This window comes from Micromonospora sp. GCM10011541 (genome assembly GCF_042650725.1).
GTDB lineage: Bacteria > Actinomycetota > Actinomycetes > Mycobacteriales > Micromonosporaceae > Micromonospora > Micromonospora sicca.
In genome coordinates, this window is record NZ_JBHSBP010000031.1 from 41,541 (window position 1) to 64,712 (window position 23,172).

Here is a 23,172-nt window from a genome sequence, read left to right on the forward strand (position 1 = left end):
ACCGGGCCGGGGTGTGACGCAGATGCCGGCACTGCTCGACGTCACCGACTTCGGGGCGCTTCCCGGGCACCCGCACACCGACGCCGCGCCCGCGGCCCGTGCGGCGCTGCGCGCCGCACGGGCCGCGGCCGGCCCGGTGCAGCTTCGCTTCCCGCCAGGCGAATACCACCTGTGGCCGGACCGCGCGCACGGACGTGAGCTGTACGTCTCCAACACGGTGGGGGACGACCCGCGACACCGCGTCAAGTCGATCGCGCTGCTCGTGGAGGCGACGGACGACCTGGTCATCGCCGGGGAGGGCGCCCGTCTCGTCCTGCACGGGCTCCAGACGACCTTCGCCGTCCTCGACTCGCAGCGGGTACGCGTCGAGGGGCTCGAGTTCGACATCGCGGTGCCGACGGTCGTCGATGCCACCGTGGTCGGCGCGGGCGTCGCCGCAGGCCGGGCCTACCGACTGATCCGGGTGCCCGCCGCCACGCTCTTCTCCGTCGAAGGTGCGTCGATCCGCTGGCACGGGGAAGCGCTCGACTCGGGCGGGTTTGCCTGGTCCGGGCGCGACGCGCTCGCGTACACCCAGATCCACGATCCCGCCGGTCAGCGGACGTGGCGCGGCCCGAACCCCCTTTTCGAGGACGTCCGGTCGATCCGGTTGGTGGGGGAGCGCGACATCCGGATCGACTACGCGTACCCCGAGGAACCGGCCGACCTGGGACTGGTCTACTCGATGCGGTCGAGGACCCGCGACCATCCCGGTGCGCTCGTGCTCGACAGTTGCGACGTGACGCTGTCGCGATTGCGGTTCCGCTTCCTGCACGGCTTCGGCGTGGTCGCTCAGACCAGCAGGGACGTCACGGTGGAGGGGTGCGAGTTCCGGGCTCCGCCCGACAGCGGGCGGCACAGCGCAGGCTTCGCCGACTTCATCCAGTTCGCCGGTTGCTCGGGACGGGCTGTCGTGCGCGACTGCCTCTTCGACGGGCCGCATGACGATCCGATCAACGTGCACGGCAGCTATCTGCGGCTTGCCGGTCAGCCGGACCCTCGTACCCTCGAACTGGCGTACCCACACCCGGAGACGGCGGGCTTTCCCCAGTTCGCGGCCGGTGACCAGGTAGAGCTCGTCGATCGCGCCACGCTCCAGGCGATCGCCACGGCCACGGTACGGACCGTGCGACAGCCGAGCGGTCGCGACCACGACCAACCGCTGCGCACCATCCTCGTGACTGTCGACGTGGAACTGCCGGACGGTCTCGTCGGGTGGACCGCGGTCGAGAACGTCACCCGGACGCCGACCGTGAGGATCGTCCGCAACATCTTTCGCAACGTCCCCACGCGCGGAGTGCTCGTGACGACCCGCCGCGCCGTGCTGATCGAGGAGAACCGTTTCGAGCACATGGGAATGGCCGGCATCTACGTCTCCGGCGACGCCGCCGAATGGTGGGAGTCCGGGCCAGTGCGCGACCTGACGATCCGCGGCAACAAGTTCATCGAACCGGGGGGACCGGCGATCCACCTCGATCCGAGGAGCACCCGACGCGCTCCGGGGCACGCCGTCCACAGTGGCCTGTTTGTGACGGAGAACCAGTTCGTGCTCGACGGCGTGCCCGCGCTCGACGCCAAGAGCACACGCGGGATCCGCTTCCGGGACAACAGCATCGTCCAGCGCGGCCAGGAGACGCCCGACATCGTCCTGCGGTCCTGCTTCGACGTGCGCATCGAACTCGACGGTGCCGGGCCGCCCTGATTGCCGGGCGCCCTGGTCAGTCCGGGTGGCTGGTCAGGCCGACGATCCGCAGCGGGACGGGCAGCGCCCGGAGCGCACGGAAATCAATGCTTGACGAAGTTAATTATTCATTTTAGGTTTCGTCCATGTATCCCGAGTCCGGCGCCGATTCGCTCGTCGCGGCCCCATCGGCAACGGCGGTGCTGGCCGGAGGACCACTGACTCTGGCCAGCCTCGCTCCTCGGCTCGGGCTGACCTCCGCCGCCGTCACCACGTTCGCGCGCCCACTCATCGACACGCGTCAGGAGTGGGCGCGCGGACCGGCTGCCGTGAGCGTCCAGTCGCTCGTCGTTCCCTGACCCACCAGCGTCAATCCGGCCACCGGCCGGCCAATTCGCAACAGGCACCACCCCCGGCTCCCCCAAACCAGGAGGTGTGACTGTGAAGTCACCGTTACGTACCACCGCGCAGCGAGTCGAACCCCCCGCCCGGCGCGAGAGCCGAGCCCGCACCGGCGTGGCCCTGGCCGTCACCCTCGCGGTGGCCCTCGGCGCGGGCGCCATCCCGGCACAGGCTGCCGCGCCCGTCCCGAGGACGCAGGCCGCCGTACCCGGTCCGAAGCCGAGGCCGACGCCGAGCAGCGCGACGCCCGGCGCCACCACGAAGGACCCGTCGCCCGCGGACCGGGCGGCCGCGCAGAAGGCGGCCGCCGCGGCAGCCGCGCAGGGCGTCGCGGACCGCCCCTACATGGGGTGGAGCAGCTGGAGCCTGCAGGCCACCAACTACCCCGGGGTCAACCCGAACGGCAACGCGAGCTGGCTGAACGAGGCCAACCTGCTCCAGCAGGTCGACGCGCTCGCCACCAAGCTAAAGCCCTACGGCTACGAGTACGTCAACATCGACGCCGGCTGGTCCACCAACTACGACTGGGCGCTCAACTTCGACGGGTACGCGCGTGAGATCGCCTCACCCGAGCGGTTCCCGCACGGCATGAAATACGTGGCCGACGCCATCCACGCCAAGGACCTCAAGGCCGGCATCTACCTCACCGTCGGGCTGAACAAGCCCCTGTACGGCAACGGCACGGTGCCGATCTGGAACGCTCCCGGCTGCACCACCGCCGACATCGTCTACCCCGACCTGCGTACGACGAACGGCTGGGACGGGGCGTACAAGATCGATTTTTCCAAGCCCTGCGCCCAGAAGTACATCGACTCGCAGGCCCAGCTGATCGCCGACTGGGGCTACGACTTCCTCAAGTTCGACGGCGTCGGGCCGGGCTCGTTCCGCGGCGGCGACAACTACAACAACGTCGCGGACGTCGCCGCCTGGCAGGCGGCCATCGCCAAGACCGGGCGCCCGATCCAGTTTGTCCTGTCCTGGTCGCTGGACCGCAACCACGCCGCCGACTGGAAGCAGCACTCGAACGGCTGGCGGATCGACACCGACGTGGAGTGCTACTGCGACACCCTGGTGACCTGGAACAACTCCGTCAAGATCCGGTGGGACGACGTACCCGGCTGGACGCCCTGGGCCGGCCCCGGCGGCTGGAACAACCTCGACTCGCTCAACGTCGGCAACGGCGAGATGGACGGCCTCACCGAGGACGAGCGGCAGAGCTACACGACGCTGTGGGCGATCTCGGCGGCCCCGCTGTACGCCGGTGACGACCTCACCAAGCTCGACGCCTACGGCCTGTCCCTGCTCACCAACAGCGAGGTGATCGCGGTCGACCAGCAGGGCGTTCCGGGCCGCCCGGTGACGCCCACCGGCTCCGCGCAGGTCTGGGGCATGAAGAACGTCGACGGCAGTTACACGATCGCGCTGTTCAACATGGGCAGCTTCCCGGCACAGGTCACCGCGAACTGGAGCAGCTTCGGCTTCGGCGGCAAGGCCACCGTGCGCGACCTGTGGCAGCACAAGGAGCTCGGCGGCTACGACGGCAGCATCTCGGCGACCCTGCCGTCGCACGGCTCCCGGCTGTTCAAGGTCACGCCCAAGGACGGGGCCGTCAAGATGGCCAGCTACGAGGCCGAGGCCGGCACGAACAGCCTCGTACGCGGTGCCTCGGTCGGCGGCTGCGCCAACTGCTCCGGCGGCGCGAAGGTCGGCAACCTCTACAACGGCGGCGCGCTGCGCATCAACGGCGTCACCGTGCCGAAGACGGGCACCTACCAGGTGAACATCCGCTACACCACGAACGACCCGCGCTCGGCGACCATCTCGGCCAACGGCCAGAACGCCGTCACCCTGGCCTTCCCGCCCAGTGGTGGTTGGGACATCCCGGCCACGCTGACCGTGGCCGTGCAGCTGCATGCCGGCGCCAACACGATCGAGATCGACAGTACGACGCCGGTCTACTCACCCGACGTCGACAAGATCGAGGTGCCGCTGACCGTACGGTAGGCACGGCTCGTCAGGGGGCCGGAGCGGCACCGCCGCCCCGGCCCCGTGCCATCCGGACTCACGTCGCGCGCTGGCGGCGGCGCGGCCCGGATCCCCGCCCGGACGGCGGCCCGAGGCTGCGTGAGATCGGCGTAACAGGTGATCAGCCAGCGCTACGGGCGGAAGCCGACGTACCGTGAGATCGTGCCGACGAGAGATGTGATCACCAGCGCTGACCTCGACGAACTTCGCCGCTCGGCGCTCGGCACAGCCAATCCGCTCGGAATCGCCGCCGACCTGGCGGACGCGGTGGAGCAGGGCCGGCTGGCGGAGCCGGAGGACGCCGGGGACGCGCTGACCCTGGCCGCGGAGATCGCCGAGATCCGAGGGCGGTTGGACGCCGCGCTCCGGTACGCGGACCGGGCCTTGGAGACGTACCCGTCGGTGGAGGACGCCCGGGCCGGCTTCGCCCGGGCGCTGCGGGCCCGGATCATGTTCCGGGCCGGCGGCCGGGAGGACGAGGCGATGGCGGAGCTCACCGCGCTGCGCCAGCTCTTGATCGAGCAGCCCGAGGCCCCGGTGTACGTCAGCGCGGCCCTGGACGCCGGCGGTCTCTCCGTGATCGCCGAGGAGTGGCTGAGCGAGGCGGTCGACACCGTGCTCGGCAGACGCGCCACCGCGGCCGGAGCACCCACGGAGGCCGTACCCGCCGCCGAGGCGACGGCGGAGGTCGGCCCTCCGGAGGCGCCCGGCGTCCTGTTCTTCCTGCTGCAGCAGCGGCACCGGGTACGCCGGGACTTGAACCTGCCGCATGATCGGCAGGACGATCTGGCGGACCGGCTGGAGACTCAGCTCCTCCGCCGGGCGGAGCAGCGGCAGGGCACGGAGCCCGACCTGCTCTTCTGGCCCCGGGCCGAGTTCGACCGCCTGCTCGCCGAGCACGCCGAGCTGACCGAGGCGTACGGGCCGGACTGGGACGCGCACCGGGGCCGCCTGGAACGGCACCTCGTCCAGCAGACCAACGCCGGTCGGACCGGGCTGAGCGTGCTCAGCGCATCGGTGGATGGGCTGACCGACTACGCCAGCCGGCACAACGGGGAGCCGACGGATCCGGAGATCCGCACCCGCTACGCGCGAGACTTGGCGACCCGCCCCGGCGCGCAGATCCCGTGGCCGCCGGAGCGCAACGACGCCTGCTGGTGCGGCTCGGGCCTCAAGTACAAGAAGTGCTGCCTGCCGCGCTCCCGTAGCTGACCGCCCCGCCAGTCGCTGCTGCGGCAGTCAGACAGAAGCGGCGGGCAGTAGGTGCGGCACCGGCGGCAACCGTCATGATGAGCCGGTGAAGATCCTCTCGATCCAGTCTTCGGTCGCCTACGGCCACGTCGGAAACTCGGCGGCTGCCTTCCCTCTTCAGCGGCTCGGGCACGAGGTGTGGCCGGTACTGACGGTCCACTTCTCCAACCACACCGGGTACGGCGCGTGGCGCGGGCCGCTGCTGGCGCCGGCCGACGTGGCCGAGGTGATCGCCGGCATCGCGGACCGCGGGGTCCTCGGCAGCGCGGACGCGGTCCTGTCGGGCTACCAGGGTGACCCGGCGATGGGCGCGGTGATCCTCGACGCGGTGGACAAGGTCAAGGCGGCCAACTCGGACGCGGTGTACTGCTGCGACCCGGTGATGGGCGACGAAGGCCGCGGGATGTTCGTGCGGCCGGGCATTCCGGAGTACATGCGGGACATCGTGGTTCCGCGGGCGGACATCATCACCCCGAACCAGTTCGAGCTGGACTTCCTCGCCGGCCGTAGGACGAACTCGCTGGCGGAGGTGCTGGAGGCGGTCGACGTGGTGCGCGAGACGGGACCGCGGCACGTCCTGGTCACCAGCGTGCTGCACGGCGACCTGCCGGTGGGGTCGCTGGAGGTGGTGGCCGTCTCGGACGAGGGCGCCTGGGCGGTGACCACGCCGCTGCTGCCGATCAACCCGAACGGCGGCGGCGACGTCACCGCAGCGCTGTACCTCGCGCATCTGTGGACGACGGGCTCGCCCGCGACGGCACTGGAACGCACCATCGCCTCCGTCTTCGCCGTCCTGGAGGCGACCCTCGCGGCGGGCACCCGGGAGATCCAGCTGATCGTGGCCCAGGCCGCGATCGCCGAGCCGCCAGCCAGCTTCACCGCCCGGCGGTTGCGCTGACGCGACTTCCTGCCGAGCCGCTTACTGGCGCGCTCACCCCCGTCGACATGCCCCGCGAGCGTCCGTACTGGCGTGCGCTGATCACCAGGCGCAGGGCGCGTAGTCCTTCAGGAAGCAGCCGTACAGGTCTTCGCCCTGTTCGCCGCGGACGATCGGGTCGTAGACCCGGGCCGCGCCGTCGACCAGGTCCAGCGGGGCGTGGAAGCCGGCGTCCGCCAGTCGCACCTTCGTCGGGTGCGGCCGCTCGTCGGTGATCCAGCCGGTGTCGACGCTGGTCATCAGAATGCCGTCGGCCAGCATCTCCTGGGCGCTCGTCCGCGTCAGCATGTTCAGCGCCGCCTTGGCCATGTTGGTGTGCGGGTGCCCCGGCCCCTTGTAGCCGCGGGCGAACTGGCCCTCCATCGCCGACACGTTCACCACGTACTTGCGGCGGGCGGGCGCTGCGGCCATCGCCGGTCGCAGCCGGCTGACCAGCACGAACGGCGCGGTCACGTTGCACAGTTGCACTTCGAGCAGCTCGACCGGGTCCACCTCGTGCACCCGCTGCACCCAGCTGTTCACCGGGTCGAGGTCCGGCACCAGACCGCCGGCGTCGATGGCGGTGGCTGCCGCGATCCGTTCCGGCGAGGCGGAGCCGCTCGTCAGCGCCAGCGCGGTGAGCGCCTGCGGGCTGATCGGGGCCGGCTGCGGCGAGGCGATCAGGCTGCCCGCCGAGTCGCCCCGGCCGGCCGGTTTGGCGAACGTGATCATCTCCGGCAGCGGGCCGTCCGGCAGGGCCGCCGCCTCCGCGGCGACGAGCTGCGCGTACGCCCCGGGAGTGCGCCGGACGGTCTGCGCCGCGTTGTTGATCAGGATGTCGAGTGGTCCCTGGCCACTGACCGTGTCCGCGAGGGCGATCACCTGGGCGGGGTCGCGCAGGTCGATCCCGACGATCCGCAGGCGGTGCAGCCAGTCCCCGCTGTCCGGCATCGCGGCGAATCGGCGGATCGCGTCGTGCGGAAACCGCGTGGTCACCGTGGTGTGCGCGCCGTCGCGCAGCAGCCGCAGCGCGATGTACATGCCGATCTTCGCCCGGCCGCCGGTGAGCAGCGCGCGTCGGCCGGTCAGGTCGGTGCGGGCGTTCCGGCGCTCTCGGTTGAGCGCGGCGCAGGGCGGGCAGAGCTGATGATAGAAGGCGTCCACCTCGCGGTAGCGCTGCTTGCAGACGTAGCAGCCGCGCGGATTGTGCAAAAGACCGGCCGTGGCACCCGCGGTGGGGGAGGCGAGCGGGATGCCCTGGGTCTCGTCGTCGATTCGGCCGGGGGCGCCGGTGGCGGTGGCCGCCGTCACCGCGCGGTCGGCCGCCGCGATGGCATCCCGCCGCTCCTCGCGTCGCCGCTGCTTGATCACCTTGTAGAGCTTCGCGGTGGCCCGTTGCACCCGCACCACGTCGGGGTGATCGGGAGGCAGGTCCTCCAACGCCTCGAAGACGCTGAGACAGGTCTCCAGCCGGCCGGGGTCAATGCCGTATTGACCGTTTTCGGTAATGTTGTCCGCCGTCATGCCGTCGCTGTCTCGTCCCGTTTCCTGCGCCAGATCTACCCGGCCCACCCCAAGTCCGACCCGGAACTGTACGCGCACCGCGCGTCTCCGAGACATCCCGCGCCGGTTACTGACCATGAGCTGGCTGGGTGCGGTGCCGCCGCGCCGCGCCGATGGCTCACCGCGGATGCACAACCGCCGTGGGCCCCGGCGGTTTCGGTCAGCCCAGCTTGGGTGCCGCGCGGGAGATGATCGCGGCGAAGTCGACACCGCTCGGCAGCGTGCCGAATGCCTGACCGTGGTCGCCCCCGAGCCGGGAGGCGCAGAAGGCGTCGGCGATGGCGGGGTGGCCGTGCCGCACCAACAGCGAGCCTTGCAGGACCAGTGCGAGCCGTTCGACGATGCGGCGGGCCCGTAGTTCGAGGTCGCCGTGGTCGGACAGGTCAACCTGCACCTGGCGTAGCGCGGCGTCGAGCCGCGCGTCGGCGCCGGCGGCGGAGGCCACCTCGGCCCGGAACGCATCCATGACCTGGGATTCCCTGGTGAGAGCGCGCAGTACGTCCAGCGCGGCGACGTTGCCGGAGCCCTCCCAGATCGAGTTCAGTGGCGACTCGCGGAACAGCCGCGGCATGCCCGACTCCTCGACATAGCCGTTGCCGCCCAGGCATTCGAGGGCCTCGGCGGCGTGCGCCGGCCAGCGCTTGCAGACCCAGTACTTGCCGACGGCGAGGGCGAGCCGTTTGAACGCGGACTCGCCGGCGTCGCCGCGCGCCGATCGGTCGGTCGCTCCGGCGAGCCGCATCATGAGGACGGTGGCGGCCTCGGACTCGACCGCGAGGTCGGCGAGCACGTTGCGCATCAGCGGCTGGTCGACGAGGTACCGGTCGAAGGTCCGCCGGTGGGTGGCGTGGTGGGCGGCGGTGATCACGCCTTGGCGCATCCCGGCCGCGGCGCCGATGACGCAGTCGAGGCGAGTCAGGTTGACCATGTCGATGATGGTGCGCACGCCGCGGCCCTCGTCTCCGACGCGCCAGGCGACCGCGTGCTCGTACTCGACCTCCGCCGAGGCGTTGGACCGGTTGCCGAGTTTGTCCTTGAGGCGCATCAGCCGCATCGGGTTGCGCGTGCCGTCCGGGAGGACACGCGGGACGAGGAAGCAGGTGAGTCCGCCCGGCGCCTGGGCGAGGGTGAGGAAGATGTCGCACATCGGCGCCGACGTGAACCACTTGTGCCCGAGAAGCCGATAGGTGCCGTCCGGCTCGGGGCGGGCGGTGGTGGTGTTGGCGCGCACGTCCGAGCCGCCCTGCTTCTCCGTCATCGACATGCCGGCCAGCAGTCCCTGCTTGGCCAGCGGCGGACGCAGCCCGAAGTCGTACGCCCTGGCGGTGAGCAGCGGCTCGTACTGCGCGGCCAGCTCCGGGTTGTGCCGCAGCGCCGGCACGGCCGCGTAGGTCATCGAGACCGGGCAGCCGTGGCCGGCGTCGGGGCGCCAGGTGTAGAACTTGGCCGCCCGGGCCACGTGTGCGCCCGGCCGGTGGTCCGCCCACGGTGCGGCGTGCAGGCCGTGCGTGACCGCGGTGCGCATCAGCTCGTGCCAGGCCGGGTGGAACTCGACCTCGTCGATCCGGTGGCCGTAGCGGTCGTGGGTGCGCAGGACCGGCGGGTGTTCGTTCGCCAGCCGCCCGTACTCGATCGCCTGCTCGCTGCCGCCGATCCGGCCGAGCTCGTGCAGCTCGGCGGCGGCCCAGCCGGCGCCCTCCCGCTCGAGCCCGTCGAGCAGTGCCGGGTCGTCCGCCGCGTCGTAGCCGGTCAGCGGGGGAACCTGGTTGAAGACCTCGTGTGTCGTCACGGCGATACTCCAAGCGCGCGGTGGATGAACGTGATCAGGCTGGGGATGGTGCTCGGGCCGGCGACCCCGGCGGCCAGCGGACCGACCATGGCCTCGGCCAGGGCGCCGACCAGAGCCGTCGCGGTCAGCTCCGGGTCCTGCGGAGGTAGTTCACCGCTCGCCACACCGGCCGCGACGTACCCGGCAATCAGCTCGGCGTATCCACGGCGGAACACGAGCCGCTGGGCGTCGACCGCCGGGTCGACCGGCTCGGCGAGCAGGGCGTACGCCAACCGCGGGGACTGCAGCGCGCGACCGGAGAACGTCTCGATGACGGCTGACACGCGCTCGGCGACGGCGGTCTTCAGCGCTGCGGCGCGCGCGACCGCGTCCATCTCGCGCTGGGAGGCTGTGCGAAACACCTCGGCGAACAGGTCGGCCTTGGTGGGGAAGTGGCGGTAGACGCTGCCGGTCGCCACACCGGCCCGCTCTGCCACGGCGGCTACCGAGCAGCCGGCGTATCCGTGCCCGGCCATGATCTCCAGTGCGGCGGCAATGATCCGCTCCCGGGAGGCGATCAGCCGAGCTTTCACGCGCTCGGTGCTCCGGTAGGCCACGCAAAGAATTGAAGCATCATTCAGTCCTTGGCGGCAAGGTGGCGACCACCCCGGGATCGGACATCGTCTCCTCGAAGTACGGCAGCCGAGTGACCCCGTCCGGGGCTCCCGGAGGAGTCGGGCACAGCCTTTCCAGGTGCGGTTGCGTGGCGAGTGCCGGGTTTACCGAGCGGAACGGTTGCAGCTTGGTCTAGCGCCCCGTCGTGATCTTGGTACGGCTCGTCAGATCAGGTACCGTCGCCTGTCACACCGTCTTTGCACCAACCCTGGCTGCCCGTCATACGGGGGCTGAATTCGGAGGGACATAGCCGTGAGGTTCGATAGCGCAGTCCGCAAGGCCGGCCTCGTCGTGGCGATCGCCGCCCTCGCGGTGAGCGCGGGATGCGCCAAGAAGGACGAGGGCGAGGTCCAGGCTGGCGGGGTCAAGCTCATCGAGAAGGGCAAGCTGACCGTCTGCACCCACCTGCCGTACGCGCCGTTCCAGTCCAAGGATTCCAGCGGCAAGGTGGTCGGGTTCGACGTCGACGTGATGGACCTGGTCGCCAAGGAACTCGGCGTCGAACAGACGATCGTCGACACGCCGTTCGAGGGGATCAAGTCCGGCCAGGACCTGAACACGGGCAAGTGTGACGCCGCGGCTGCCGGCATGACGATCACCGAGGAGCGGCAGAAGGTGATGAACTTCTCCGATCCCTACTTCGACGCAACCCAGGCGATGTTGGTCAAGACCGGCAAGCCGTACAAGTCGCTCGACGACCTCAAGGGCAAGAAGCTCGGCGTCCAGGCTGCGACGACTGGCCGTGACTACGCCAAGAAGCTCGCCGACGAGAAGGGCCTGCAGCTCGTCGAGTTCGAGGACCTCGCCGCCGAGCAGCAGGCCCTGGCCAACGGCCAGATCGAGGCCGCCATCAACGACCTGCCGGTCTGGACCGAGTACATCAAGGAGCACTCGGGCGGGTTCGAGGTGGCGGCCGAGTTCGACACCGGAGAGCAGTACGGGTTCTCGGTGAAGAAGGACGGCAACCCGGAACTGCTCAAGAAGATCAATGAGGTGCTGGCCAAGGCCAAGCAGGACGGCACGTACGACAAGATCTACGAGAAGTGGATCGGCAAGCAGCCGAACAAGTGATCGAACCTTGTAGCAGCAGGGCGCGCGCCTGGCGCGCGCCCTGCGCGTCGGCAACCTCCGCCCAGTCAAGGAGAGTCGAACGGTGAAGCTGCGACGCCGCCAGCGAGAGCGGCTGTCCCTCTGGCTCCAGTACCTGGCCTTTGTCGCCATCATTGCCGTGGTGATCTTTGCCGCGGACTGGGGCAGGCTGAGCGAGGCGTTCTTCCGGGTCGACATCATCGAGTCGATGTTCCCGACGATCATCACCGTTGCGCTCCGCAACACGATCCTGTACACGCTGGGTGCGTTCGCCTTCGGCCTCGTGTTCGGCACCGTCCTCGCGTTGATGCGGCTGTCCCGGGTGGCTCCGTACCGCTGGGTGGCGACGGCGTACATCGAACTGTTCCGCGGTCTGCCCGCGCTGCTGGTGCTCTTCCTCGTGGGATACGGCATTCCCATCGCCTTCCCCGAGCGGGAGATTCCGGGCGGCGTGTTCGGATCGATCGCGATCGGTCTCGGGTTGACCGCCGCGGCATACATGGCCGAGACCATCCGGGCCGGCATCCAGGCCGTGCCGAAGGGGCAGATGGAGGCGGCGCGCACCCTCGGCATGTCGCACTTCACCGCGATGCGCACCATCGTCATCCCGCAGGCGTTCCGGATCGTGATCCCGCCGCTCACGAACGAGCTCATTCTGCTGACCAAGGACTCGTCGCTCGCCTACGTGCTCGGCGTGACGGCGCAGACCATCGAGGTCACGAAGTTCGGTCGGGACACGCTGAACGACCGGGTGAACGCCACCCCGCTGCTGGTGGCCGGCCTCACCTACCTGATCATCACCCTGCCCCTGTCCCAGGTGGTACGTCGCCTCGAACTCCGCTACGCCAAGGCTCGGTGACCCACATGACCACTCCTCAAACCCAGCCCGCCGTCGAGATCCGTGACCTGCACAAGTCCTTCGGGTCGCTCGAAGTGCTCAAGGGCATCGACTTCGAGGTCGGCCACGGCGAAGTGGTGTGCGTCATCGGGCCGTCCGGGTCCGGCAAATCGACCCTGCTGCGCTGCGTCAACCTGTTGGAGGAGCCGACCGCCGGCAAGATCTGGGTGAACGGGACCGAGATGACCGACCCGGATGTCGAGATCGACTCGGTCCGCCGCGGCATCGGCATGGTCTTCCAGTCGTTCAACCTCTTCCCGCATCTGACCGTGCTGGACAACCTCACCATCGCCCAGCGCCGGGTGCTCCGGCGTGGCCGCGCCGAAGCCGAGCGGATCGCGCGGGGCAACCTGGAGCGGGTCGGCCTGACCGACAAGGCCGACGCGTTCCCGGCGCAGCTCTCCGGCGGGCAGCAGCAGCGGGCGGCGATCGCCCGATCGCTGTCGATGGACCCCAAGCTGATGCTCTTCGACGAGCCGACCTCCGCGCTCGATCCGGAACTGGTCGGCGACGTGCTCACCGTCATGCGCCAGCTGGCCGAGGACGGCATGACGATGCTGGTGGTCACCCACGAGATGGCGTTCGCGCGGGACGTCGCCGACCGGGTCGTGTTCATGGACGGCGGCGTGGTGGTCGAGCAGGGGCCGCCCCAGGAGGTACTCGGCGCGCCGCGGCACGAACGGACCCGCTCGTTCCTCTCCCGGGTCCTCGACCCGACCCATGTCGCGCAGCTCGGTCAGCCCGACCAGTCCGCCGAGTCACCGGAGCCGCCCCGGCTGCCGGCCGACGACCGCCACAACCTCTGACAGCCGCCCATCCTGAATGGACGCTCCGCTCATGCCGTCACCAGCGGCTCTCATCCAGGCTCGGTGGACATGTCGAGGGCCGCGGCGCCGACGATGGCCTTGTCACCGTCGTGCTGCACGTAGCCGACCACCGAGGCTTGTTGAGGATCAAGGTCTGGCGACACCTCCAGTTCCACCCGCCCACGCTCGGCGTCCAGACCCACCGACGTGAAGGCGCGCACCACGTTGTCCTGCCGCAGCGTCCGCCCGGCGTTCTCACCGCGGGCGACCTCGCTTTCCAGGCCACGCTCCACGATCGCCACGTTCAACACCGCCCGCTCCGGCGGCCGCTCGGTCCGGTAGTCCACCACCACCCGGTGCCCGCCGCCCGTGCCCCCGGCGGCGTCCTCGACCGATAGTGCGAGCGGCGTGGTGGCCACCACCGTCAGGGCGGACGCGATCGCGGTCGCCGCCCGCCGGCGGTCGGAGCCGACGAACTCGACGCTGCCGTTGACGACCATCTGCGGGGTGTACAACTGCCCGGAGCCGAAGGCGCGCGCGTACGCCTGCTGCCGCGCGCTGTACGCCACGTCGGCGAATTGGTCGGGCCAGCCCAGGTAGTCCCAGTAGTCGACGTGAAAGCCGAGCGCGAACACGGGTTGTCCCCGCTTCCGGGCGTCGCGCTCGATCTCGGTCAGCACTTCCTCCGCAGGAGGACAGCTCGAGCAGCCCTGGGAGGTGAACAGCTCGACGACGGCGAAGCCGCCCGTCGGCGCGACGTCATGCGGCTGCAGCGGCGACTCCGGCGGACGGGCACGATTCGAACCGCTGCGCGATGGGTCCGTCATGGCGCGTCTCCTCCGTAAGTCCTGCTGGCGGATCTCCGATTCCCGTTACGGCTGCGACCATGCGTGATCACCAGTCGCCGCGCGGCGGCGGTGGGCGACGAGTCCCTTTGACAACCATCGCGCCGCCTTGCGGTGCGGCGTTGCTACTACCCGGGGGCTCAGCCTCTGACCTCGATGCGCCGCGATTGGGTCTTATACGCCTTTTGCCGAGCCGCCGGCCTGGGCGGAGCGGCCGTGGGACCGATGCCAGACAGGTCCAGGTCGGCTGGCGCCCGGCGGCGGAGGGGCCTCGACGTACGAGGGGAGCGTCCTCTGACGTCAAGCTGCGGGAGCCGTGCTTGGATGGTCGGGTGGAGTTCACCGTGACAGACGCGCCAGGGCGGGAGCGGTTCGAGGCACGGGACCAGGCGGGCGCGGTGGCAGGGGTGGTCACCTACCAACTGACCGGCAACATCATCGTCTACACCCACACCGATGTCGATCCGGAGTTCGAGGGCAGGGGCCTCGAATCGACCCTCGCTCGTGCGGTGATGGACGACGCGCGGGCGAAGGGCCGGCTCGTGGTGCCAATCTGCCCCTTCCTCGGCGAGTGGCTGGGTAAGCACCCGGAGTACGACGATGTCGTGGCCCGATCGACTCGAAAGCTCAAGTAGTCGCCGAGCTATCGTGATTGGCCTGCCGCGCTGGCCAGCGTCCGGCCAACCAGGTCGGCGAGTGCCTTCTCGATCTTCTGCGGCATGATCTTGGCACTGCCGCTGGAGCCAGCGACCGGTTCACTCGTACTGCTCGGCGGGCGGGCTGATCTTCTGCCAAATGTCGACCTCGAGGTAGGGGATGTCGGAGTCGTTGACCGGATCCTTGGCGGTGTGCGGGATCCACCGACCCTGTACCTGCACCCACGTGTCGGACGCCAGTCGGGGCACGTCGCCGCGAAGGCCGATCTTGATGGGTACGCCGTCGGCGGCGCAGCAGGCGAGGATGATGCGCGCGAGCATCGGCTGGCCGTCCGGTCCGGTGGCGATGAAGCCGGTGAGCTGGATCTCGCGGTCCCGGAGGGTGCGGCCGGAGTCGTAGACGGCGCGGTAGCCGTACTCGAGCAGGGTGAGCTTCGCCGGGTCGCCCGGCGGCAGTGGCGGGTAGGCCGTGTCCTCGATGCTGCTCAGGGCGGAGCCGGCGCGGGCGGCGGTGTCCGCGCCGAGAGCCGGTGGCACGATCATGAGGAGTCCGAAGGCGGGGAGTAGCAGCAGCCAGCCCACGACCGGTCCGCCGTGGGCGTGGCCGTGGTCGTCGTCGTCCGGGTGGTCTGCCGGCCGGTGCATGTCGCGCAGCTCGTAGATCAATGTCATCACCGCGGTGGTGACCAGGAGCAGGCCGGCGGCGATCAGGAAGGGCCGCAGGCCCTGCTTGACGTAGCGCAGGTAGACGTCGGCCCAGGTGGCGCGCAGCACGGCACCGCCGAGGAGCATCACCACCACGGCCTGGGCGCCTCGGTTCACCAGATCACCGTCCCTAGTCCGGCCGCGACCAGCACGGCGAGGCCGAAGGTCGCCGGCGCGAAGCGGGCGGCGAAGCGCCGGCCGAAGATGCCGGTCTGCATGGAGATGAGCTTCAGGTCGACCATCGGGCCGACCACGAGGAACGCCAGCCGGGCGGTCAGGGAGAACTGGGACAGCGACGCGGCGACGAACGCGTCAGCCTCGGAGCAGATCGACAGCAGTACGGCGAGCACGGCCAGGGCGAACACGGAAAGCACCGGGTGCTTCGCCAGATCGTGGAGAAAGGCCTGGGGCACGGCGACATTGATGGTCGCGGCGGCCATCGCCCCGAGGACGAGGAAGCCGCCAGCGTGAACGATGTCGTGCCGGCACGCGGCCCAGAACGCCGCCATCCGGGGCAGACCGTCGAGGTGGGCCCGATTCGGCAGGCGGATCCACTCGGCGCGGCCGAGTCGCAGCCACAACCAGCCCATCAGCATCGCGACGGCCAGGCTGGCGCCGGCGCGGGCGGCGACCATCTCCGGGTTCTTCGGGAAGGCCACGGCGGTGGCGGTGAGCACGATCGGGTTGATCGCCGGTGCGGCGAGCAGAAACGCCAGGGCGGCGGCGGGGGTCACGCCGCGGCGGATCAGGGAGCCGGCGATCGGCACGGAGCCGCACTCGCAGCCGGGAAGCACCACGCCGGCGACGCCGGCGACGGGAACCGCGAGCGCCGGGTGGCGGGGCAGGGCCCGGGCCCAGATCGACCGGGGTACGAACACCGCGATGACGGCCGAGAGGACCACGCCGAAGACGAGGAACGGCACGGCCTGCACCATCACCGACACGAACACGGTCAGCCAGGTCTGCAGACGCGGGTCGGCCATCAGGCCGCCGAGCTGCCGATGCAGGACGCCGATGAGGATGAGGACCACGAAGAGCACCTCGACGGAGCCGATCCGCCGGTCGCGCGGCGGTGGCGCCGGACCAGCGCCCGCGGGTGGCGCGGCCTGCTCAGGCGCAGCCGGTGCGACGGACTCGGGGACCACTTCCGCAGTGGCGGCAGGATCCGTCGTGCTCACCGCGACCACCTACTCCGACGTCGACGAGTGCATCCTAGAGTGATTGTTCGGCGACGGAAGGTAGGCGCGGCGAGGCCGGCCCCAGTTTGGGAGACGAGCACGAGGCTTCGACGAACGTCCGTTTGCGGATCCGCCCGCGAGCGCCCACGCAAGCTGGCTCCTCGTAGGCCTTCGCCCCGCCATCGCCGAGGGCGCCGAGGTGGTCGGGAGAATCTGGAATGACGGACGGTTCGACGGCCCTCGGGCCCGATATCCACCGCTGGCGTTCGCAGTGTTGGTCAAGTTCGCGGGTTTACCCCGGCTGAGCTGCTCATCAGGTCATGATGACTCGGTGCCGGTTGAGTCACGGTGCAGCGAGCGAAGGAGCGGACGTGCAGGACGTGACGGCGGACCCGACGGTCAGCGGCACGGGGATGCCCGGCTTGGCCGAGATGGTGTGGGAGAACGCCCGAAAGGCCCCTGACGCTGTGCAATTCGTCCGCCCGGATCCGGTTCCCCGGTCATGGCCGGCGAGTCGGTCAGTGCAGGGCGGTCCGGTGCCGGTGACCTGTCTGCAGTTCCGCGACGATGTCCTCAGCATCGCGCGCGGATTCATCGCGGCCGGTGTGGGTCACGGCGACAGGGTGGGGCTGATGAGCCGGACCCGCTACGAGTGGACCCTCGTCGACTACGCCCTGTGGTCCATCGGGGCGGTCACCGTTCCCGTCTATGACACCTCCAGCGCCGATCAGGTGGAGTGGATCCTGTCGGATTCGGGTGCGGTGGCGTGTGTGGTCGAGACCAACGGGCAAGGCGCGCTGCTCGCCGGCCTGCATGACAGGCTCCCTGCCCTGGGCCGAATCTGGCAGATCGACGCCGGGGACCTGATCGGCCTGGCGGGTGCCGGCCGCATGGTCGACGACATGCAGGTCGAGGCCCGGCGTCGGGCGGTGTCGGGCGGTGACCTGGCCAGCATCGTCTACACCAGCGGCACGACGGGCCGTCCAAAGGGCTGCGTGCTGACCCACCACAACATTCTCTGCGACGTCAGGGGTGCCGCCGCGGTGCTGCCGGATTTGTTGCGTCCAGGTGCGTCGACAGTGCTGTTTCTGCCGCTGGCGCACGCGTTCGCCCGGCTCATTCAAGTTGGGATGGTGTACAGGCGGGCGACCATGGTGCACAGCGCCACCGCTGCCGGGGTGCTGGACCAGCTGCGGAAGTACCGCCCGACGTTCATCCTCGCCGTACCCCGGGTGTTCGAGAAGATGTACAACCAGGCCCGGCGCAAAGCCGAAGACGCGCACCGGGGACGGCTGTTCTCCGTCGTCGATGCCGTGGCCGTGCGGTACAGCCGGGCGATGGACACGCCGCGGGGCCCGGGAGTGCTGTGGCGGGTGGCGCGCGCGGCGTGTGATGTCGTGGCGTACCGCAGGTTGCGCGCCGCGATTGGCGGACAATGCCGTACGGCGATCGTGGGTGGGGCGCCACTGGGGGAGCGGCTCGGGCATTTCTTCCGCGGCGCCGGCATCACCCCGCTGGAGGGGTACGGACTGACCGAGACGTCCCCGGCGGTGACGGCGAACAGGCCCTCGGCGATGAAGATCGGCACGGTCGGCCGCCCGTTGCCGGGCGTGGAGGTCCGCATCGCCGACGACGGCGAGGTCCTCGTCCGCGGGGACGTCGTCTTCGCCGGGTACTGGAACAACCCCGAGGCCACGAGCGACACGTTGACCGCAGACGGATGGCTGCGCACCGGTGATCTCGGCAGTCTCGACGACGAGGGCTTCCTACGCATCACCGGACGCAGAAAGGAGATCATCGTGACCGCGACGGGGAACAATCTCGCCCCGGCGCCGATCGAGGAGAAGATCCGCACGCACCCGCTGATCAGCCAGAGCATGCTCGTCGGCGACGACCGCCCCTATGTCGCGGCGCTGGTCACCATCGACCCCCAGGCGTGGTCGCGGTGGCGGGTCAGACACGGCCACCCGGACGCACAGGTCGCCGAGCTGCAGGACAACGCTGAGCTGCGTGCGGCGGTCCAGGGCGCCGTGGACAGCGCCAACCAGACGGTGTCCAAGGCCGAACAGGTCAAGACCTTCCGCATCCTGCCGCGGGACCTCACCGAAGCCGACGGAGAACTCACCCCTACTTTGAAGATCAGGCGAGAGGTTGTGCAGCGCCACTTCGCCGACGATGTCGAAGCGCTCTACCGCGGGCACTGACGCCTGCACACCGACCCACGCCGGAGGCGGGATGGCTGGCTGTGCCAGTCGTGCCGGAGGGACTCGTTACCCCCGATGTGGTTGACGGCCGGGTAGTGAGGCCAGTGGTGGTGGAGGAGCCTGATAGCGGCATCCGGCGGCTTGCCGCGGGCTCCTCCACCCGTGGGATTCGGCGAGAGGCGTCGGTTGCTGGTGTCTCGCTGCGGTAACCCCGTGCGCCCTGTGCGAATGCCGAGCACATCATCTGGTTCAGGCCCCGCGTCTGCCTTCGGTGAGGGCCCCGGCGCCGTTCCGGCTCGTTGCTTGTTCAGAATCGTCGTCCGGTGTGCGGCTGCGTCCGAGGGCATCGATCTTGCCCCATCGCCCGGGGATGTCGAGGAGTTCGACTCGTCCAATGCCGGCGGGTACCTCTGGATCGATGATGAGGTGTTCGTCGTGTGGTTCGAGGCCGAGCATGACGCGCAGCAGCAAGAGGGGAGTCCCGGCCGACCAGGCCTGGGGACTGCATGCCGTCGGATACTGCACGGGAGATCTGGTGCGGACTCGTGGGTAGCCGGCAAAGGCTTCGGGTAGCCGGCCCTGAAAGTGCCGGGCGGCGTCGAACATGGCCTCACAGATTGTTGCGGCCTCTCGGCGGTAGCCGTAGCGCCACAGGCCCCAGGCGATGATGGAGTTGTCGAAGGGCCAAACCGTGCCGACGTGGTAGCCGACGGGGTTGTAGCGGGCGCAGTCGGTGGCGAGGGTGCGCACACCCCAGCCGGAGAACAGGCGGTCGCCGAGGAGGAGCTCGGCGATCCTACCGGCCCGGGACTCGTCGACGATGCCGCTCCACAGAAGGTGGCCGATGTTGGAGGACAGGGCGTCGACCTGGCCGCCGTCGGCGTCGAGGGCGAGCGCGTAGTACTCGCCGTCGGCTATCCAGAACTCGCGATTGAACCGGTCTTTGAGCTCGGCGGCTTCCCGCTCCAGCCGCTCGGCGAAGGCGGGATCGTTCCAGTACAGGCGGGCCAGACGGGCCCCCCGCATCTTGGCGTCGTACGCATAGCCCTGCTGCTCGCAGGTGGCCCGGGGAAACGGCGGTAGTCGGCCGTCGCGATAGGAAATGGAATCCCAGGAGTCTTTCCAGCACTGGTTGGCCAGGCCGGTGTCAGGATTGCGGGTCTGGTACCAGATGTAGCCGGTGTCGAGCAGGTCGCCGTAGGTGTCGACCCAGGACAAGGCTGCGCGGGCTTCGAACTCGTAGGCGCGTACGAGGGTGTCGTCGCCGGTCCACCGCTCGTATTCGTCGAGCAGGATCACGAACAGCGGGGTGCTGTCCGCAGCGCCGTAGTACGGCGAGTGTGGTTGTTCGGCGAACCCCGCGGACTCGCCATAGCGCAGCTCGTGAAGGATCTTGCCCGGTTCCTCGTCGCGGAAGTCGTCGATCCGGCTGCCCTGCCCGTAGGCAAGGGTGCCGAGGGTGGTCGGGGTCAGCTGCGGGGTGAACGGTAGAGCCTGCAGGCAGGTGAAGATGCTGTCGCGCCCGAAGACGGTCATGAACCACGGCAGCCCGGCGGCGACCAGTTCTGCCGCCATCGTGATCGACGAGTAGCGCAGCGCCGCCAGGTCCGCCAAACTGCGCCTGTAGGTGGAGACGATGTCCAGGCTGTCACACGACAGCCGTGGGGCTGCTGCCATCCATTCGCGTAGTTGCTCGTCGAGCTCGTCTGGATTACGCACGTGGCGCAGTTCAAGGCTGTCGCGGAAGTCCCGCTCGTGTGCACCGAGCACCAGGGTTTGCACGCGCAGCTGTGTCTGCCATTCAGACTGGCCCGGAACACGGATGCGGAAGGTCATCCCACCGGAGTCGATCTGCGCGTCAGCCGAGGTGGAGATCACCGTCTCTCGGTGGAACCGGTCCCGGCGGTAGCGCAGCCGTAGCTTTTTCTCCTCCACGATGGCCGACACAGTGGCCTTCTTGCTCTGCGGATTCTTGATCTCGAAGATGTCCGCGAAGTCGGACGCCATGTCCAGCCGAACCGTCAGGTCCACCTCGTGATCGGCGTGGTTGAGGACCGCGAGGTCCTCGGTGAAACTGCCGCCAATCGTGCGGTTCCGGATGACGGACACCTTCGCGTCGACGTAGTGGGTCGGCTCTCCGGGAACGAGGAAGAACCGGGTCTCGAAGTACCGGACGTCGTCGACGGACAGCGCGTGCAACCGCTCCCCGTTGATGCTCAACCGCCAGTTGGACAAAAACCGGGTGTCATAGGAGAACAGGCCTGTCGGCACCTTACGTGAGGCGTCGATGTCTCCCGTGTCGTCGCTGACCAGGAAGGTGTTGCCGTCCAGCATGCTGATAGGTCTGCCCATGGCACTCACGAGATCCGTGTCTGCAGGCGCTCCCGCCATGCCTGCCCGTGCAGTGCATGCTGTCGCGCCACCTCCCGCGGGTCGCGGGTGCCAGCGGGCGACGGAAAGAACCGGCGGAAGGCCAGGATCAAGCGGGTGTCCCCGGCGAATGTTGCCTCGTTGCGGAGCAGCACGGCTATTGCCGACTGGTCCCCGCACACCAAGCGCTCGAACAAGCGGTGAGTGGTGGTCAGCACCGCGTCGGCGGGCCTGCTGTCGCGGGTCACCAACACCCTGTCCGCCGCCGTCATGTCCACATACCAGTGGCTGGTGCAGTCCTGGTCGACAAGATCAATACGGAGCGTCCCGTGAACCCGTGGCGGCAACAGTGAGCGACCCCGCGGCCCTAGACCGACGAAGAATTCAGCGATCGTACTCATGCCCGCCCCCCAAGCGCGAGTTTATGCAGGCATGGATGCGTGTTCAGGTGTTTGCGAAACGTGAGGCAGATGCACGCCTGAGTCTGGGCCGAGCTGTCCGTCCGGTCGTGGACCTGCCTGTGCGGGGCGGTCCACGACCGGGACGTCAACCCAGCGATCAACATACTCGCCCGGGGGACGCTGGGAGGGAGCCTCCGCCCCTCAGGGCGGAGAGAACGTCAAGGCGTTGCGAGGCCGAGGCTGATCGTCCTGGTCAAGGTGGCGTTGTCGTCGTCGCCGTCCAACGACCAGGCCATGGCTCCGGCCAGGCCGGCCCGCCGGATGTACAGCGTCTTCTGCAGCACCACCGCCGGATCGTCGTAGGTCCAGAACGTGGTGCCGTCGAACAGCCAGGCGTGCCCGGCACGCAGGTCGCGGTGGACGGTGAAGCCGTTGCCCGCCAGGGTCTTGAGCTGCCGGTAGTCCTCGTACCCGGCGTCGAAGGTGGCCGGCGCGGGCCCGGCCGCGGGCTGGAACAGGCCGTTTCCACCACCGGTGACGCCGGTCCAGCCCCGACCGTAGTACGGGATGCCGAGGACCAGCTTGTCGCGCGGTGCACCCCGGGCGATCCAGCCGTCGATCGCCACCTCGGCGGAGAAGTCCGGGTTGTCCGGCGCTCCCGTCGGCACGCGCAGCGCCGACTGCTGGTTGGTCACCGCGTCCCAGGCGCCGTGGAAGTCGTACCCCTGCACGGTGGCGAAGTCCAGGTACCGGAAGATCTTGCGACCCTCGTACCCGGCGTCCATCGTCGCCGGACTGGCCGGCAGGAAAGCGGTCAGCGCGTAGTGCTTGTGGGTCTGCCGGCCGTACGCGTCGAGCTGCCGGCGGAACTCGGCGAGCAGCTTGGTGAAGTTCTGCCGGTCCTCGGGGCGGATCACGTTGCCGGGCTCGCCCGGCCAGTTCGGCCACTCCCAGTCGAGATCGATGCCGTCGAAGACGCCGGCGGCCGCACCCGGGCCGCCACTGCCACCGTCCAGGACCGGCAGGTTCCCCTTGAGGTAGAGATCGATGCAGGAGGCGACGAAGGCCTTGCGGGAGGCGTCGGTGCGGGCGGCGTTGGAGAAGTACGTCGACCAGGTCCAGCCACCCAGCGAGATCAGCGCCTTCAGGTCGGCGTGCTTGGCCTTGAGCTTGGCCAATTGGCCGAAGTTGCCGTTGAGCGGTTCGCCCCAGGCGTCGGCAACCCCGTCGACGCTCTCCTCTGCCGGGACCGGACGCTGGTAGTCGGCCCAGGCGTCGCCCTCGCCCGGCCCGCCGTCCACATAGCAGCGCCCGTCCTCGCTCACGTTGCCGAAGGCGTAGTTGACGTGGGTGAGACGGCTTGCCGCCCCGGAGGTGTCGAGCTTCTTGACCGGGAAGGCCCGGCCGTAGATACCCCACTGGGTGAAGTAGCCGACCCGGTGGAAGCCGGCACGGCGGTTCGGGCTGTCACCCGCGCTCGCGGCGGTCGGTGGAGCGGCGGTGACCAGCACGGTCGCCAGGGCGACCAGAGCGGCGAGGCGGCGGTGACGGAGAGATCGCATCGGCACTCCCACGAGGAATGGAGCGAATCGTAAAGAGACTTTGCTGATTGATGAAGCTAAGCCGATCACGTCCTGCGGTCAAGGGCTGTCTCGGCATGGTCGTCCGGTCGGTGCGGCGTCCTCGGTGCGGGCGTTGAC

19 protein-coding genes and 1 pseudogene are annotated in these 23,172 nt (G+C 69.5%); 11 read left to right on the top strand and 9 right to left on the bottom strand.

The genetic code is table 11. The annotated features are described in order from the left end of the window. Window positions 1-22: 22 nt before the first annotated feature. The 5 genes from ACFOYX_RS12815 to pdxY all read left to right on the top strand — a co-directional run bounded on the left by ACFOYX_RS12815 (window position 23) and on the right by pdxY (window position 6,296). Window positions 23-1,741 (top strand): right-handed parallel beta-helix repeat-containing protein, encoded by a 1,719-nt coding sequence (locus ACFOYX_RS12815; protein ID WP_377533997.1) that lies wholly within the window; start codon window positions 23-25, stop codon window positions 1,739-1,741. Window positions 1,742-1,866: 125 nt separating this feature from the next. Then, window positions 1,867-2,079: a hypothetical protein gene (locus ACFOYX_RS12820; RefSeq protein ID WP_322442426.1), complete on the top strand. Its 213-nt coding sequence runs from the start codon at window positions 1,867-1,869 to the stop codon at window positions 2,077-2,079. 82 nt (window positions 2,080-2,161) lie between these two features. After that, window positions 2,162-4,126, top strand: coding sequence for a CBM35 domain-containing protein (locus tag ACFOYX_RS12825; protein WP_322442425.1), 1,965 nt, complete (start codon window positions 2,162-2,164; stop codon window positions 4,124-4,126). Window positions 4,127-4,309: 183 nt separating this feature from the next. Then, window positions 4,310-5,359, top strand: a complete 1,050-nt coding sequence (locus ACFOYX_RS12830) for an SEC-C metal-binding domain-containing protein (protein WP_322442424.1) — start codon at window positions 4,310-4,312, stop codon at window positions 5,357-5,359. 85 nt (window positions 5,360-5,444) lie between these two features. Next, the gene (pdxY, locus tag ACFOYX_RS12835) at window positions 5,445-6,296 is read left to right on the top strand and encodes a pyridoxal kinase PdxY (RefSeq protein ID WP_322442423.1); all 852 of its coding nucleotides are present in this window, start codon (window positions 5,445-5,447) and stop codon (window positions 6,294-6,296) included. Between the two features lie 81 nt (window positions 6,297-6,377). Here the strand turns inward: pdxY and ACFOYX_RS12840 are convergent, their stop codons facing one another. The 3 genes from ACFOYX_RS12840 to ACFOYX_RS12850 all read right to left on the bottom strand — a co-directional run bounded on the left by ACFOYX_RS12840 (window position 6,378) and on the right by ACFOYX_RS12850 (window position 10,262). Further along, window positions 6,378-7,838, bottom strand: a complete 1,461-nt coding sequence (locus ACFOYX_RS12840; protein WP_322442422.1) for an SDR family NAD(P)-dependent oxidoreductase — start codon at window positions 7,836-7,838, stop codon at window positions 6,378-6,380. 199 nt (window positions 7,839-8,037) lie between these two features. Then, entirely contained in the window at window positions 8,038-9,666 is a 1,629-nt protein-coding gene (locus ACFOYX_RS12845; protein WP_322442421.1) for an isovaleryl-CoA dehydrogenase, read from the bottom strand. Then, window positions 9,663-10,262 (bottom strand): TetR/AcrR family transcriptional regulator, encoded by a 600-nt coding sequence (locus ACFOYX_RS12850; RefSeq protein ID WP_322442420.1) that lies wholly within the window; start codon window positions 10,260-10,262, stop codon window positions 9,663-9,665. Before ACFOYX_RS12850 ends, ACFOYX_RS12845 begins: the two co-directional genes overlap by 4 nt. Window positions 10,263-10,572: 310 nt before the next feature. Here ACFOYX_RS12850 and ACFOYX_RS12855 point away from each other — a divergent pair, with 310 nt between their 5' ends. The 3 genes from ACFOYX_RS12855 (at window position 10,573) to ACFOYX_RS12865 (ending at window position 13,113) form a co-directional block, all read left to right on the top strand. Then, entirely contained in the window at window positions 10,573-11,391 is an 819-nt protein-coding gene (locus tag ACFOYX_RS12855; RefSeq protein ID WP_109803123.1) for a basic amino acid ABC transporter substrate-binding protein, read from the top strand. Between the two features lie 82 nt (window positions 11,392-11,473). Beyond that, entirely contained in the window at window positions 11,474-12,268 is a 795-nt protein-coding gene (locus ACFOYX_RS12860; protein WP_109803124.1) for an amino acid ABC transporter permease, read from the top strand. Between the two features lie 5 nt (window positions 12,269-12,273). Then, window positions 12,274-13,113 carry an amino acid ABC transporter ATP-binding protein gene (locus ACFOYX_RS12865; RefSeq protein ID WP_109803137.1) on the top strand — a complete coding sequence of 280 codons (840 nt, stop codon included), beginning with the start codon at window positions 12,274-12,276 and terminating at the stop codon, window positions 13,111-13,113. 50 nt (window positions 13,114-13,163) lie between these two features. Here ACFOYX_RS12865 and ACFOYX_RS12870 read toward each other — a convergent pair whose 3' ends face one another. Then, the gene (locus ACFOYX_RS12870; protein ID WP_322442419.1) at window positions 13,164-13,940 is read right to left on the bottom strand and encodes a DUF1223 domain-containing protein; all 777 of its coding nucleotides are present in this window, start codon (window positions 13,938-13,940) and stop codon (window positions 13,164-13,166) included. A 350-nt stretch (window positions 13,941-14,290) separates the two neighbouring features. On the opposite strand from ACFOYX_RS12870, the gene ACFOYX_RS12875 reads away from it, so the two are divergent. Continuing rightward, on the top strand, window positions 14,291-14,593 hold the full coding sequence (locus ACFOYX_RS12875; protein ID WP_201749760.1) for a GNAT family N-acetyltransferase: 303 nt from the start codon (window positions 14,291-14,293) through the stop codon (window positions 14,591-14,593). A gap of 120 nt (window positions 14,594-14,713) precedes the next feature. Here the strand turns inward: ACFOYX_RS12875 and ACFOYX_RS12880 are convergent, their stop codons facing one another. Together ACFOYX_RS12880 and ACFOYX_RS12885 are read right to left on the bottom strand one after the other, a co-directional pair. Next, window positions 14,714-15,436, bottom strand: coding sequence for a TIGR03943 family putative permease subunit (locus ACFOYX_RS12880; protein ID WP_322442418.1), 723 nt, complete (start codon window positions 15,434-15,436; stop codon window positions 14,714-14,716). Next, entirely contained in the window at window positions 15,433-16,374 is a 942-nt protein-coding gene (locus ACFOYX_RS12885; protein ID WP_322442456.1) for a permease, read from the bottom strand. Before ACFOYX_RS12885 ends, ACFOYX_RS12880 begins: the two co-directional genes overlap by 4 nt. A 494-nt stretch (window positions 16,375-16,868) precedes the next feature. Between ACFOYX_RS12885 and ACFOYX_RS12890 the strand changes: the two genes are divergently transcribed. Then, window positions 16,869-18,701, top strand: a complete 1,833-nt coding sequence (locus ACFOYX_RS12890) for an AMP-dependent synthetase/ligase (protein WP_377533998.1) — start codon at window positions 16,869-16,871, stop codon at window positions 18,699-18,701. A 249-nt stretch (window positions 18,702-18,950) separates the two neighbouring features. On the opposite strand, the gene ACFOYX_RS12895 is transcribed toward ACFOYX_RS12890, so the two are convergent. Further along, on the bottom strand, window positions 18,951-21,053 hold the full coding sequence (locus ACFOYX_RS12895; protein ID WP_322442417.1) for a glycogen debranching N-terminal domain-containing protein: 2,103 nt from the start codon (window positions 21,051-21,053) through the stop codon (window positions 18,951-18,953). A gap of 5 nt (window positions 21,054-21,058) precedes the next feature. Further along, a complete protein-coding gene (locus ACFOYX_RS12900) occupies window positions 21,059-21,472 on the bottom strand; it encodes an SCP2 sterol-binding domain-containing protein (protein WP_322442416.1) in 414 nt (137 codons plus the stop codon). A gap of 93 nt (window positions 21,473-21,565) precedes the next feature. Between ACFOYX_RS12900 and ACFOYX_RS12905 the strand changes: the two are divergent. Beyond that, window positions 21,566-21,634: pseudogene (locus ACFOYX_RS12905) on the top strand (hypothetical protein); the annotation flags it as partial. Window positions 21,635-21,690: 56 nt separating this feature from the next. On the opposite strand, the gene ACFOYX_RS12910 reads toward ACFOYX_RS12905, so the two are convergent. Beyond that, window positions 21,691-23,034 carry a glycoside hydrolase family 18 protein gene (locus ACFOYX_RS12910; protein WP_322442415.1) on the bottom strand — a complete coding sequence of 448 codons (1,344 nt, stop codon included), beginning with the start codon at window positions 23,032-23,034 and terminating at the stop codon, window positions 21,691-21,693. Window positions 23,035-23,172: the final 138 nt, after the last annotated feature.

Bases quoted from the DNA above. Each gene is read 5' to 3' on its own strand.
- ACFOYX_RS12815 (WP_377533997.1), top strand. From the start codon at position 23: ATGCCGGCACTGCTCGACGTCACCGACTTCGGGGCGCTTCCCGGGCAC.
- ACFOYX_RS12820 (WP_322442426.1), top strand. From the start codon at position 1,867: ATGTATCCCGAGTCCGGCGCCGATTCGCTCGTCGCGGCCCCATCGGCA.
- ACFOYX_RS12840 (WP_322442422.1), bottom strand. From the start codon at position 7,838: ATGACGGCGGACAACATTACCGAAAACGGTCAATACGGCATTGACCCC.
- ACFOYX_RS12865 (WP_109803137.1), top strand. From the start codon at position 12,274: ATGACCACTCCTCAAACCCAGCCCGCCGTCGAGATCCGTGACCTGCAC.
- ACFOYX_RS12870 (WP_322442419.1), bottom strand. From the start codon at position 13,940: ATGACGGACCCATCGCGCAGCGGTTCGAATCGTGCCCGTCCGCCGGAG.
- ACFOYX_RS12895 (WP_322442417.1), bottom strand. From the start codon at position 21,053: ATGGGCAGACCTATCAGCATGCTGGACGGCAACACCTTCCTGGTCAGC.
- ACFOYX_RS12900 (WP_322442416.1), bottom strand. From the start codon at position 21,472: ATGAGTACGATCGCTGAATTCTTCGTCGGTCTAGGGCCGCGGGGTCGC.
- ACFOYX_RS12910 (WP_322442415.1), bottom strand. From the start codon at position 23,034: ATGCGATCTCTCCGTCACCGCCGCCTCGCCGCTCTGGTCGCCCTGGCG.